This window comes from Roseovarius sp. (assembly GCF_027019125.1).
Lineage (GTDB): Bacteria > Pseudomonadota > Alphaproteobacteria > Rhodobacterales > Rhodobacteraceae > Roseovarius.
On record NZ_JALUXE010000034.1, the window covers coordinates 217,096 to 228,930 of the forward strand.

An 11,835-nucleotide genomic window follows, 5' to 3' on the forward strand; every position below is an offset into this window, starting at 1 on the left:
TGTGGTGCCCGTCCGATTGCCTCCCTTCAACCTTCCGCGCCAATCGCCACAATATATGCCATAACCCGATTTATTTCAACGCTATAGGGCGTATTTTGTTCTTGGTTTACCCCTGTTGTGCAGTCGCAGGGTTTCGTCCATCAGGCGTAGCTCCCGGCGGGACCTCAAAGGGGAAAGAGCATACCGTTGGCAGCTGCCAACGCGCCGGGGGAAAATCAGAGAGCGAAAGATGCAGGCGATGGCTTGTCGCGGGATGCCGCTGTGCCTATATCAATGGCACGGCTCTGGTGATCCGTTCCGCCCACAGTGGAGAAGCATGCGTGCGTACTGCAGAATGAACGACCTTCGACGCATTGCCGTCGGCTCAGTGGGCACCCAATACGGCATCTGTTGAAGGATCACCACCTTGTCTATCCATTCTCCCGACCAGCACGCCTTCAAGCGTGCAGCCCAGGCACTCTCGAAGCTGCCGGGCGCAAGCTCCCTGAGCGCGTGCCAGACTGCTCTTGCCCAGGCGAGCGGCCACCGCGATCTGCATCACCTACAAGCCCTCCAGGCCAAGATGCACCACCCGGCGGAGGCGTCTGTCGTCACCCAGGCCGACATCGTCTCCCGGATTCACCAGGCCAGCGGTCTTCGGAGCGGCGACATCCTCGACGCCCTGACCCGAACCAGGTTCTTCGGCGGCAGTCCGGACCCGGAAACCACACTCGCCGTCCGAGAGGCTCTGTTCGCCGCAGACTATCCGGATCGCGGGCGGCAGGACGTCGGAGCTCCGTGCCGTGTGAAAGCCCCCGGCTATGACAATGCGCGCGCCCTGCTTGTCGAGCGCGGCGAGGGGCCGGAAGGACTCACGCGCGTCATGATCGATCATAGCATCATGACCTGCGTCTCCCGGGAGGCCCCCGCACATCGCGCCGGGCGCCTCTTCGTGCCGCTGCGCTTCTGGATGCCATACGGATTTTGGACCGAGGCGGATGGCACGAAGGTTCTTTTCTCGCGCGACTACTGCCCGCTCTGGAAAACCCAGGAGGGGCGGGCGCCCCTGCGGGACGATCCGGATCGCTACGTGAGGTTCGTCAAGCAGGAGTGGTATTTCGATGAGGGCTCGTTCCGGGGGCCGGTCGACAAGGTCATGTCTCGCGGCCTCGACATCCTGCGAGAGCACCGGGTGGTCTCGCTGCCCCGGCTTGTGGAGTGGTTCCCCGAGTGTCTCTCGACAGGACGATGGATTTCCGACCTGAAGCGGTGGCCAGGCGACCCTGAAGTGCTCCGCGCGGGGTAACGACGGAGGGAGGCCGAGAAGATCGCCTGCCATGGGCTCGGATCAAGCGGAGACAGGCGAACGCTCCATCCACAGAGCAACGCCTACGACATCCTGCACAAGGGAACCCGAGACGACATCTCGCTATCCCTCATGGACGCGGACACTTGGTTCGATACCGAGGGCGCCGATCGGTATGAGCTTGCTGAGCAGTCGTTCCGTGTGGGTGACGACGAAGTCATGACCTTGCTGGTCCTGAAGAGCGAATACATGATGGCGCGATGAAGTTGGCAGATGCCAACCGGCTAACGCAAAAGCGGGGAGATGATTGGCTCATCTCCCCGCTTCCGTATTTCTCCCGCCGATCCCTGGGAAGAACGATATCCCCGCTTACCGGGAGGCCTCGTTCAAAGGCGCGGCTCGGACCCACTTGACGCACCCTAAGGCACTCCAAGCTTTATCTTTAGAGACCGCAGGGCGTATGTGCGGTCTATGATAGAGAGATAGGTAGCAAAAAGGCCACTTCAAGTCAAGGCTTTCCACCTCTGCGCCTCTTACGACGCGCTCCTTTCGACTTCTTGGCAAGTTCCCGATCGAGAGGGCTGAACAAGCTCATCCCGCCGACCACAGAGTGCCCGTTCTCAACCAGGCACTTGGCACAAGTCGAGAGCGAAGCACCAGTCCCGATGAGGTCGTCGACCAGAAGAAGATCGTGGCCGATGAGGTCCTTGGCTTCCTCAGCCACCCGCCATGGGTGAAAGTATTGCCTGACGCGCACATCGATCTCCTTCATCTGGAAAGTCTTCCCCGGCGGGGCTGTCGAGAGACGGCCGAGCTGGTTCTTGAAGGCCTTGAGGTCGCGCCCGGACACTGCATCGCTGTCTTTCAGGGTCTCGGCTTCCTCCAGAACCTCGGCGACGGTTTTCTTGTGGACCAGGGCCACAGGGACGTGTTCCACCTCCAGAAAGGCTGCGATCTTGGAGGCCAGGTCGATGCTCACAGAATGCCTGGAAGGGATGGAGACGATGTGGGTGGGTTTCCACGGACATGTCCAGGCTCGGAAGATCTCGCCTGCCGTTTCCCACATGAGCTCCTTGCCAGCTTCATCAATGGCATATCCCTTCAGTTCCTTGAGGGCATAGATCAGGGGGTTGCCATCCGCTTCGGTGGTTGAGAGTCGGCGTCTCCGAAAAAGAGAAAAGACGTGCAGGTCGTCGACAGTCATGACGGTCGGATTCCCGGACAGGGACATATCCACCCCGTCATTGTGCCGCAGATCGATAGTGACATCGAAGATGGTATCTTCGCCTTCTTCGATCCTCTCGGTAACTACAATTCCCACGTAACTATGACTTTCTGTTCCTCTGAGAGTTCTCAGTAGAAGATAGGTCCATCGTTGCAAGTCATCACTGGGTCAGAAGCGTCGATTCAACACTATTACTAATACTGTTAAGCGCGCATGCCGCGAAAACTGCGAACAGACCGGGCAGGGGGCCTGTTCAAGCTTTGCGGCTTAACAGTTGTCGGGCATAGTGTTGAATGAGAGCGAAAGGGATCTCTACCAGCCACAGGCCTCGCGCATCGGCGCGATGGCTTCATCCACACCTGAAATGTCGAACGTGGACTGCTTCGGGATGTCGTTGAAAGGCGTGTATTCCATGATCAGGGTTTCGCCCCCGAGCAGATCCCTGATGAAAGGTGTCGACCTTCCGAACGTCCACAAGCCCAACGCCATGTTGTCGGTGCGCTCCTCGAAGTTCCAGCTCTTCATGCTGCCACCGTCGACACGGTACCGGACCTTTCCGAAGCCCTGGATATCGGCCATGAAGAAATCGGTTACCAGGAGTGCCGCCGTCGTGTTGTCCATACAGCGCAGATAGAGGGTCGGCCGGATGCTTTGGTAGCCACATTGCGCCGTTTCCGATGCCCGGATTCCGACAAAGACATCTTCGCGATCCGTGAGGGCGTTCTTCTCCCGTTCGATAATCCAGGCACCTGTATCGGCGGCGTCGCCCTGATCTTCCGTTGTCTCGACGCCATGCGCGGCGTCATAGCAGGCGAGGCGTGCGGTATCTTCGGAAAGGGCAGTGCAATCGCCATCGGCCCAGGCAGCGGATCCCATTGCAAGCAGGACAAGGGCGGAGAACGGTGACCTTTCAATTAAGCAAAACCCGAACCTCATTCTACCGCGCTCATGACCCAGCCAGGCAGGATAATCTCGTTGTTCACGTTCATCGCGTTGGTCGTGTCGCCCAGCAGACTGCCGTTCCATCGGGTGCTCAGAGGCTGTCCTGTACCGTAGTGTGTCATCGCCGCATACATCTCGCGCATCAACGCGATCGGGTTCTGGCCTCCTTCCACACCCCAGATGAACTGACATCCGATGCTGCGGATATCCTGCTCGCTGATGGCGAAAAGACCTGTCCCGGCATCTGACAGGACAAGTTGGCTGAAGCTTTCATCGGCAAGACGGCCCACCATCATGATGGCGCGCGGTCCAGCTGCCGCGGTCGTATCGCCGGGAAAAGACGTTATGTCGATCCAGAGTTCATCTCCATGCATCTCGGATTCGATTTCAACGCCACTGGACCATTCGGACGCAGACAGGTGAGATCCGATGCTATCTGCGGGTACCGACAATGGCTGGAGATATTCCTGAGTGCTGGAAAACCTTGACCATTGCGCGCAATCCGTGGCGGCGGCGGGACCGGCCAAAGATGATACAGAGAGAGCCGCACAAAAAGCAGACCTGCAAAAATTCATGTGTCATCCTTGTTTTCAATCACCGGAAGTTTTCCCGATACATCCTCTGTGGGACAGGAAGACATCATTTTCATGGCGAGAACGCAGCAATCCTGTTCCGACATGCGCGATCAGCCCACCCTCCGGATCGTCTTCTCACTGACCTTGAATAGCGCCGCGATCTCGGGGATCTGACGGTGCTCCTCGTCCCTCATCCGCTTCACCTCAGCCTTCTGGGCGGGTGAGAGGGCAGGGGGGCGGCCACCAACCCGGCCCCGTTTCCGGGCCGCCTCCAACCCCTCCTTGGTTCGCTCGACGATCCGCTCCCGCTCAAACTGGGCGATTGATGCGAAGACGTGAAACACCAGCCGGCCCGCGGGACTGGTTGTGTCGATTTCTTCCCCGAGGGACCGGAATCCGGCACCGCGAGCTTGGATCAGGTCGACGATTTCGAGAAGATCTTTCAGGCTCCGTGCCAGGCGGTCGTATTTCGTGACGACGACCACGTCCCCGGACCGGAGCTCAGAAAGGAGCCGGTCCAGCTCGGGCCTGGTCCGGGCTGTTCCAGTGATCGTATCTGCGAAGATCCGTTCTGATCCCGCGGCAGCGAGGGCATCACGCTGACCGTCCAGGTTCTGATCCCGCGTCGAGACCCGCGCATATCCCAATATCATGGACAAAAACCTCCCAAAACATGTTTGGTTTTGTCATGGGTTTTTGTCCCGGTCAACCCGTTGAAAAGTGGTGGGGCAGGGAAGTGTGGTCAAAAACGACCCATTTCTTCCCCATGGCGGACATGCATGCACATGCCGTCGAGGATCTGCACTATCGGGTGAAGAGGAAGGAGGTCGCACAGGTTCCAGCAAGGCTGGGCATCCGAGAAAGTCGCTCATCATCGCCGAAAAGCGGCGCGCCGTGGGCCCTGATCACTCCCGGAAGCGATGACATCCGTTCGAACGGACGCGACTGCCTGCATCCTTGACGCGTTTACATGATGTCTGCCGCAGAAGGCCGGCCATGGCGGACTTCGAATTCCCGGCCACCGACGGGAACACGTGACGGGCGCGGTGGTGCTCGATCAGGTACCAAGAATGCGCTTCGGGACGCATCAATGGAACATGTGAACTCCAGCGCGACAAATGTCGCGCTGGAGAGCTTTGATATGCTCGCTGATCCGCGCCCCAGCGTCACGAGTCCTCGTGAAGAGCACAGGCATGCGCATCCACGTCCCGCTCAACGGTGCATCGCCCATGAGCAATGAAACTCGGATGCAAAGCGGCCAAACCCTTGCTTTTAAGGACTCTGTGCCGAGGGCGAAAAATCTTCTTCCGCGGAGAAGACACTCATCCCAGTTCCTTTTCGAAAGGAACGAAATATGCCGCAAATATCATCCCCCGAGGCCGCCAAGCCCGCGATAATCACCCCATCTTCCCACGCGACGAACGGTGAGTTCGAGAAATTCTTCGGCGGCTGCGGAGACGACACCCGCCGCAAGATCTTTCATCACCTCGGGCTTCCCAAACGCGCGAAGCGGCCGTGGGGAGAGTTCTGGAACGCTGTTGGTCTCGATCCTGATCAGCCCGAAACTCTCTGGGAAGACCTCACACATGGAAGCGATGGCAAGAAATCGCTCTGGAATGCCGCTCGGGTCGCCGAAGAAGTCGGGCTCACGGCAGCTACGGTGAACGGCTACTGCCACAAGAACAGATTTCCGAACGGCTTCCCCAGCCCGTTGATCGACCTGAGCCCGAAAACGCGTCTCTGGCTCCCGCTTGAGGTGCAGGCCTATAACCGCCCGTCTCTCTACAAGGACCGGGCAGCCATGATCCGGTGGAAGCCAAAACGTCAGGCCGCGGCCAAGAAGGCCGAGCGCATCCCCTACACCGGCACAATACAACCGCTTCCGCCTCGATCCGCAGATGCGGGATGACGCCTGTTTCCCTCCTCCGGCAAAGAACGGGATCCGCATTCCGCAAGGGAAACGCGGATCCTGTTTCTGCCTGAGCGGAAACGGCCAACCTTCTGCACAGAAGACAACACAGAAAGGCTCTTTCATGCTGCAAACTCTCGACCAGATGGCCCTTGCCAAGGCCACACCCGCCCCTCACCGCACCTGGGCGGCAATCCCGGAATTTCTCGACGGCAAGGTCGCTGCCGGCGCTTCAAAAAGCTCCGCCGCCAAGATCCGGAGCGCTGTCAACGGCCTGCTGAAAGCCAAGGGGATCACGGCGGAGAATGCGCCTATGAAGCTCGAATGGTTCGACCGGATGTTCCCCGTTGATGGCTGGGATCCGACAATCATGCCGTTCGAGCAGGCGACCTACCAGGACTATCGCAACCGTGTCCGCCCTCTGCTCGAGGAGATGCTCGGCGTACGACAGGAGAATAGGGTCATCCGCGCGGTGGTCGACGGCTGGGACGAAGCCGCCGCCGAGTTCGAGCGTCTCGACACGATCGTTGGACGCAACAGCCAACGGAAGATCATCCCCATCCGGAGCACTCTGACGATGGCGGCGCGCCGCGCTGGCCTGGCGCCTGGTGACCTCGACCAGTCGGCGCTCATGGATCTGCATGACGACGCGAAAAAAAGCGAACGGACCAGCCTGACGAACGCGTCCCGGATGATTTCCGAAGGCCAGAAAGCGTCGACGGCGATCGCCCGCCTGTTTCCGCATCCGATCCGGCCCATCGAGGCCGACGGGGCATTTCGCTACAACGTCCCGGCACACTTCGCAACTGAAGTGGAGGAGTTCGTCGAGCGGGCCGCGAAGGTAAGGTATATCCGTGCCAGGAAAGTTCATAAATACGTCAAGGAACGCACTCGCCCAGGTATCAAGACCACCCTGCATGCAGTCATCGACGGCCTGATCGCGACCGGGCATCTCGACCCGCGCGCCAACAGCTTTGCCTTGGTGCTCGAGGATCCGGCAGCCCTCGAGGATTTTCTCGGCCACATCGTGGACCGCATCGGAGAGGACGGGATCACCGCGCGGCATGCCACCACTCTGGTCGGCCGCCTTCCCACGATTCTCGACCGGAACGGCATTGAAAGCCGCGGGCTGCGGGAATTGATCAAGGAGGTGGAGGAGCTCGGGCATCACTCCGATAAGGCAGGCATGCCCGATAAGACGAAGCGGCTGTGCCGGGCCCTCATCGAGAAGCGGAAATTCAGGAACGATTTCCTGCTCGCCCATGCCCGGCCGCGGTGGATTGCCCAGGCCCTGCTGGATGCCGCAGCCCGGGAAGGGCGCACGTTGACCCGGGGAGAGCGGCTTCAGGTCATCCGCCACGGCACTGTCGCGCTCTTCTGCGCAATCGAGATCGGGGGCGCGCCGGTGCGCGTCGAGAACGTGCTCGAAATGCCGTTCGGCGGAGACAATGCCTGGATGTGGTTGGTCGGAAAGGACGTTCGCGTCGTCATTCCCGGAAATTTCGTCAAGAATGGCAAGGATATCCGGTTCGAAATGCAGCCCGGGCCGCACCGGTTCGCCGAAACGGTGCGCTGGTATATCGACACCATCCGCCCACTGATTCTCACCGATCCGGATACGGGCAAGACCGCCTCCAGCCCGTGGCTGGTGCCTATGCTGAGCGCACCTCACCGGCCGTGCCCTTACGAGACGTTCCACGGCTGGTTTGTCCGCATCATGCGCGACGTCGCGGGCGTCCCCTGCACGCCTCACAATTACCGGCATGGGCAGGCCTCGCTGCTCTACCACCGTTACCCGGAGCGCATCGGGTGGATCGCGGTGCGCCTGGGCGACACTCAGGACACGGTGATCCGGCACTACGCCTGGGTTCACGCGGAGAAGGCCATGGCCGAAGGCCAGCGGCTCATCTCCGAAATGATCGAAACATAGGAGTTCGGAACATGAAAAAGGATCTGAGGGACAGGGAGGCGCTGAAAGGCGCCCCCGAGCTTGCCGACGTGGCGGACTCTGCCGCCTTCCCGTCGGTCAAGGTGGAGGACCTGAGAAAGCTCGCGGAGCTCGTTCGGGATTATTCCGGGGGCTCTCTGGCCGGTATTTCGCTCGAGAGTGCGACCGCATTCGGGGGGACCAGCCGTCACCGGTTTCAATGCGCGCAGCGCGCGTTGCGCGCCCTCGTAGGCATGGATCATCCGGCGACGAACACGGTGTCTGCAGCCCTCCGGAACCACGGAGCGGCGAACCGCAAAGGGTCGCGGCACCGGGATGACCGGACACGGGAAGCCATTCTGCACGAGGCGCGCTGGACGCCCTTCCGCGAGATCGACGCCACCCGGACCATGCCCCTGGATGAGTTGCGCGCGCTCGACCGGTTCCTCGCGTTCTGCGAGACGAATGGCCGTGGCACCGAGACCGAGGATTTCCTCGCCTTCGTCTCTGATCGGGAGTCCTCGATGCTGCTGCGTACGCTCCGCGGGGGGCTGGAAAAACTCCTCACCCCCGCGCACCCCGCCGTTATGGCCGTGGAACACGCGCGCGGCCTGAAAGAGGCGGATCGCTACCGGCGCCGAAAACCGGAACAGACCGAAGATGACGAGCAACGTCCTCTCGAGGTCTCGGTTCCGCGCGACCAGTTGCCGGCCGATTGGCTGCGAGTTCTCGATGCCCTGCTGGCCGGCAAGCGTTATCGCGGCAAAAAGTTGGCGCCTAAAACGGTGAAAGGCATGACCGGTGCCGCGTGCCAACTCGTTCGAACTGCCCGTGACAACGGTTTGCCGGACGAACTCAGCCTCGACACGATCAGTGCCTACGACAAGGCGCTGGAAGCGCGGGGTGTCCGGGCCAGCAGCCGTGGCATTCTTTTCGCGTCCCTTCGCACGTTTGCGAAGCGTTTGGGACATAGGGACGAGCTTCTGGCCGATCTCCAGGACCTCGTTGGCCATTACGAGGGCGAAGCGAAAGGCGACATGAAGGTCAAGGAAGCCCGGCTCGCCGACCTTCCGGACCTCCAGGCGATCTTCGACTTGGCCAACAAGCTTCTCGATCAGGCGCCGAACACCATGGACCGCCGAAGTCGCACCACGCTCTATGTCGATGCCGCTGCCCTGCCCTTCCTCTCGCTGATCCCGCTGCGCAACCACGATACCTGTCTCCTGTGGGGGCAGCACATCCTCTACATCGGTGACGACGACCCGGCGGATTGGGGATTGGAAGACCGCGACGAGCCGTTGTCTTATTATCTCGATCTGCGCACATCGAAGACGGACAGCGACCTGTCCGGCCCACTGTCCCCGATCCTCACACCGTTTCTGGAGGCCTTGATCCTGCGCGGCCAGGACGAGCGGATGTTGCCGGATCTTCGGGACGCGATCATGAAGGCTCGGGCCCCTGTCTTTCCCAAGAGCAATGGCGTGGCGCGCAACGTGCACAGCCTGTCCGAGCGGTGGCGCAAACATCTGGGGACCGGGTCCATCATCAGCCGCACCCGCATCCACACGCTTCTGGGGGCGCTCGGAGAGCACGGCACGCGCGCCGCTCTGGCGCTCTGCGCGCAGAGGTCGCCCCGGACCGCGAAATGGTACCAGGCGGAGAGCCTCGCGGGACGGCACATGCTCGAAAGCCAGGACATGATCGCCGGGCTGATCGAGATAGAGGCGGAAGAGGCGGACCTCCTCGCGGACCTTGTCTGACATTGACCTTCTGGGTTTTCGTCGTGCCTGGCCGGAAAGATCAAAAGCATAGGTCGAATAGGCTATAATGCCTGACTCAACCGTCATTCAGCGCGCCCCTCTTGGTGAGGCGCGCTGAACGACGTTTGGGTCCCCAAAAAACCTCAAAGATGTTTGGTGTTGAACACGGTCCCCGTGGAGGCTGGACCCGAAGATGCCGCCCACACAGTCGTAGTGAACAAAGGAGAGGACGAGAAAGACAGACCGACAAAGGCACGTAGCAGGGATTTCTGACGCGACCCAATTCCGGGCCCGCGAACTACCAGAGAGTGACTCCCGATGAGACATGAATCGAATATCAATTCCTTGCTGCGAAATACTGAGATCGCTTGTGAGTTCGAACGCTGGCTTCGCGAAGGCGGCGACACGCTCGTCGACGCGGCCGAGTTGCTTGGCGGGTCCGCCTGGTCCAGGCGCGCCATCGCCGTCGTCGACTGCGCACGCAACGCAGGGGATCTACATGCCCGCCGGCGCGATCTCGCCCTATTGGCGAGGCTTTTGCGTCTCGAATTCGCAGACGAGCCCTGGCGACCGGAGGCGATCCGCTTCGCCGCTCTCCACCCCGACGACCCCCGAGCAGAAGCGGCGATGTACTGCGCCGATGCTGTGTCGCGTGGCTCGCGGGCGCTTGAAGCGCTTCGGCTGGCCGGGCTACCTGCACATGGGGAGGAGCGGCAATGAGGGCGACTGCAAACACTCCCGACCCTACAACGGCGCGACTGCAAGCGGATCTGGCAGCCCAATGGTTGGCCCTGATCGGATTCAGCGCGTATCCAGGCGCGCCGAGTTTCGGACCCGGCATGTGTCACTACAGCGCCATCCTCGACCCGGATGGGAGCGACGAGGCGCGGCTGGAATCGTGCAGAGCGATGCTGGCCTGCGTCCGTCGTAAGATCACGATCGAGGAGTATGCCGGTCACGCGCAGTACATCCGCGACCGCCCAGTCGATCCCTACGGCAAACACTGGCGCGTCACGCGACATGGTGCGGAGCTCTGGATGATTGCGCATCTTCTCGACATGGCGATTGCCGGCTTGAAAGCGGAAACGTGAGGACAGCCGGGGCCGCCGTTATGGCAGCCCCGGTTCTTTGCGTTCAGGCATCCGGTTTGCAACTCTGTCCGAGAACGAAAAATATGAGAGAGGTTCGGCGCAAATCGCGCCATGTCGGTCCCGCTATTCCCGACATCCGGACGCTGTCCGGGGTTTCCAGGCCCTTTCCCGGCCTGAGCGCCTCGGACAGCAACACCCTCGAAGAGTGTGCGTTACACTCTCGCCGGATGTCCCTGTCCAAACCCGATTTCAGAAGGTTTCCCCGACTTCTCGGGTGATTTTAGGTTTGAGGGTTAGCCCATTTTTGTCCGCGAGCATGCGTTCATCCTGCATAACCAGTAGCGTCATGACCTCATCGTCATAGATGCGCATGCTTGTCGGGCTTCAAAGAATGAGCGCGATCGAGACGGTAAAGAATGCGACCATGACGAAGAACCCGATCACCATCGTGGTGAGTTCTCCCAGTGCGCCGTCTCCCGCAACGACAGCGAACACGATCATTAGGAGAACAGAGACCACTATCGCCGCGATGAAAGCATCCCTGAAGCCAACGCCAGCGGAAACGCCGACCGCGAGACCGAACACCCCTGACAACACCCATGGGCCGACCCGCGCCGCGTCGAATTGCTCTCCGGTATCGCTTGGTATCTTCACGAGCATACCTGCATCTCAAGCACACTCTTGAAGCTATCGCGAACGCGGCACCGGGCAGACTTTCTTGCAAAAAAACAAAATAAGGGCTTGAAAATGGTTTCAAAGAGTGTAGATATATTTCAGCAGGAAGGGGAAGCACATGCAAAAAACAACACACATGGACACCCGCATGAACCAACGTGGCATCAACAAGGAACTGATCAACCTGGCGCTGGAGTATGGCGAACCCAAGGGAGACAAGACCGTCCTCGGGCGCAAGGAGTGCCACGAGGCCATGCAGCAGCTGCGCGGCGAACTGAAGGCCCTCGAACGGGCAATGAGCAAGGGCGGGATCACCGTTGTCTCCAAGGGCGAGGCCCTCATCACCACCTACCGCACCGACAGTTTTTCGTCGGCCGCTGCAAGAAAATAAGGGTGTGAAACAAAAATGAAGTCTAAGTATAAGAACATCTGGCGCGCTCTGGACG

At 60.4% G+C, this 11,835-nt stretch carries 14 protein-coding genes; 9 read left to right on the plus strand and 5 right to left on the minus strand.

The genetic code is table 11. From position 1 onward, the window contains the following. Positions 1 to 406 precede the first annotated feature (406 nt). Together MVC20_RS17345 and MVC20_RS17350 are read left to right on the plus strand one after the other, a co-directional pair. Positions 407 to 1,285, plus strand: coding sequence for a hypothetical protein (locus MVC20_RS17345; protein WP_297543655.1), 879 nt, complete (start codon positions 407 to 409; stop codon positions 1,283 to 1,285). Positions 1,286 to 1,417: 132 nt separating this feature from the next. Further along, complete coding sequence (locus tag MVC20_RS17350) at positions 1,418 to 1,549, plus strand: hypothetical protein (RefSeq protein ID WP_297543657.1); 132 nt, start codon at positions 1,418 to 1,420, stop codon at positions 1,547 to 1,549. A gap of 244 nt (positions 1,550 to 1,793) precedes the next feature. Here the strand turns inward: MVC20_RS17350 and MVC20_RS17355 are convergent, their stop codons facing one another. From MVC20_RS17355 to MVC20_RS17370, 4 genes are all read right to left on the minus strand, one after another. Next, positions 1,794 to 2,606, minus strand: a complete 813-nt coding sequence (locus MVC20_RS17355) for a phosphoribosyltransferase family protein (protein ID WP_297543659.1) — start codon at positions 2,604 to 2,606, stop codon at positions 1,794 to 1,796. Between the two features lie 216 nt (positions 2,607 to 2,822). Next, positions 2,823 to 3,446 carry a type VI secretion system-associated protein TagO gene (locus MVC20_RS17360; protein WP_297543661.1) on the minus strand — a complete coding sequence of 208 codons (624 nt, stop codon included), beginning with the start codon at positions 3,444 to 3,446 and terminating at the stop codon, positions 2,823 to 2,825. After that, on the minus strand, positions 3,443 to 4,027 hold the full coding sequence (locus tag MVC20_RS17365) for a hypothetical protein (RefSeq protein ID WP_297543663.1): 585 nt from the start codon (positions 4,025 to 4,027) through the stop codon (positions 3,443 to 3,445). The genes MVC20_RS17360 and MVC20_RS17365 overlap by 4 nt, the downstream gene beginning before the upstream one ends. 110 nt (positions 4,028 to 4,137) lie before the next feature. Then, positions 4,138 to 4,680 carry a recombinase family protein gene (locus tag MVC20_RS17370; RefSeq protein WP_297543665.1) on the minus strand — a complete coding sequence of 181 codons (543 nt, stop codon included), beginning with the start codon at positions 4,678 to 4,680 and terminating at the stop codon, positions 4,138 to 4,140. 20 nt (positions 4,681 to 4,700) lie between these two features. Here MVC20_RS17370 and MVC20_RS17375 point away from each other — a divergent pair, with 20 nt between their 5' ends. The 6 genes from MVC20_RS17375 (at position 4,701) to MVC20_RS17400 (ending at position 10,714) form a co-directional block, all read left to right on the plus strand. Further along, on the plus strand, positions 4,701 to 4,988 hold the full coding sequence (locus MVC20_RS17375; RefSeq protein WP_297543668.1) for a hypothetical protein: 288 nt from the start codon (positions 4,701 to 4,703) through the stop codon (positions 4,986 to 4,988). A 393-nt stretch (positions 4,989 to 5,381) separates the two neighbouring features. Continuing rightward, entirely contained in the window at positions 5,382 to 5,936 is a 555-nt protein-coding gene (locus MVC20_RS17380; protein ID WP_297543670.1) for a hypothetical protein, read from the plus strand. 124 nt (positions 5,937 to 6,060) lie between these two features. Continuing rightward, complete coding sequence (locus tag MVC20_RS17385) at positions 6,061 to 7,866, plus strand: hypothetical protein (protein ID WP_297543672.1); 1,806 nt, start codon at positions 6,061 to 6,063, stop codon at positions 7,864 to 7,866. An 11-nt stretch (positions 7,867 to 7,877) separates the two neighbouring features. Continuing rightward, positions 7,878 to 9,623 carry a hypothetical protein gene (locus MVC20_RS17390; protein ID WP_297543674.1) on the plus strand — a complete coding sequence of 582 codons (1,746 nt, stop codon included), beginning with the start codon at positions 7,878 to 7,880 and terminating at the stop codon, positions 9,621 to 9,623. 318 nt (positions 9,624 to 9,941) lie between these two features. Then, on the plus strand, positions 9,942 to 10,343 hold the full coding sequence (locus tag MVC20_RS17395; RefSeq protein WP_297543676.1) for a hypothetical protein: 402 nt from the start codon (positions 9,942 to 9,944) through the stop codon (positions 10,341 to 10,343). Next, positions 10,340 to 10,714, plus strand: a complete 375-nt coding sequence (locus MVC20_RS17400) for a hypothetical protein (protein WP_297543678.1) — start codon at positions 10,340 to 10,342, stop codon at positions 10,712 to 10,714. The genes MVC20_RS17395 and MVC20_RS17400 overlap by 4 nt, the downstream gene beginning before the upstream one ends. Positions 10,715 to 11,098: 384 nt before the next feature. On the opposite strand, the gene MVC20_RS17405 is transcribed toward MVC20_RS17400, so the two are convergent. Next, on the minus strand, positions 11,099 to 11,374 hold the full coding sequence (locus MVC20_RS17405) for a hypothetical protein (RefSeq protein WP_297543680.1): 276 nt from the start codon (positions 11,372 to 11,374) through the stop codon (positions 11,099 to 11,101). 151 nt (positions 11,375 to 11,525) lie between these two features. Between MVC20_RS17405 and MVC20_RS17410 the strand changes: the two genes are divergently transcribed. Then, positions 11,526 to 11,780 (plus strand): hypothetical protein, encoded by a 255-nt coding sequence (locus MVC20_RS17410; protein WP_297543683.1) that lies wholly within the window; start codon positions 11,526 to 11,528, stop codon positions 11,778 to 11,780. The last annotated feature ends 55 nt before the right edge of the window (positions 11,781 to 11,835 follow it).

Excerpts from the sequence above, each read along its gene's own strand:
- MVC20_RS17350 (WP_297543657.1), top strand. The coding sequence starts at position 1,418 with ATGGACGCGGACACTTGGTTCGATACCGAGGGCGCCGATCGGTATGAG.
- MVC20_RS17360 (WP_297543661.1), bottom strand. The coding sequence starts at position 3,446 with ATGAGGTTCGGGTTTTGCTTAATTGAAAGGTCACCGTTCTCCGCCCTT.
- MVC20_RS17365 (WP_297543663.1), bottom strand. The coding sequence starts at position 4,027 with ATGAATTTTTGCAGGTCTGCTTTTTGTGCGGCTCTCTCTGTATCATCT.
- MVC20_RS17370 (WP_297543665.1), bottom strand. The coding sequence starts at position 4,680 with ATGATATTGGGATATGCGCGGGTCTCGACGCGGGATCAGAACCTGGAC.
- MVC20_RS17375 (WP_297543668.1), top strand. The coding sequence starts at position 4,701 with ATGTTTGGTTTTGTCATGGGTTTTTGTCCCGGTCAACCCGTTGAAAAG.
- MVC20_RS17380 (WP_297543670.1), top strand. The coding sequence starts at position 5,382 with ATGCCGCAAATATCATCCCCCGAGGCCGCCAAGCCCGCGATAATCACC.
- MVC20_RS17385 (WP_297543672.1), top strand. The coding sequence starts at position 6,061 with ATGCTGCAAACTCTCGACCAGATGGCCCTTGCCAAGGCCACACCCGCC.
- MVC20_RS17390 (WP_297543674.1), top strand. The coding sequence starts at position 7,878 with ATGAAAAAGGATCTGAGGGACAGGGAGGCGCTGAAAGGCGCCCCCGAG.
- MVC20_RS17395 (WP_297543676.1), top strand. The coding sequence starts at position 9,942 with ATGAGACATGAATCGAATATCAATTCCTTGCTGCGAAATACTGAGATC.
- MVC20_RS17400 (WP_297543678.1), top strand. The coding sequence starts at position 10,340 with ATGAGGGCGACTGCAAACACTCCCGACCCTACAACGGCGCGACTGCAA.
- MVC20_RS17405 (WP_297543680.1), bottom strand. The coding sequence starts at position 11,374 with ATGCTCGTGAAGATACCAAGCGATACCGGAGAGCAATTCGACGCGGCG.
- MVC20_RS17410 (WP_297543683.1), top strand. The coding sequence starts at position 11,526 with ATGGACACCCGCATGAACCAACGTGGCATCAACAAGGAACTGATCAAC.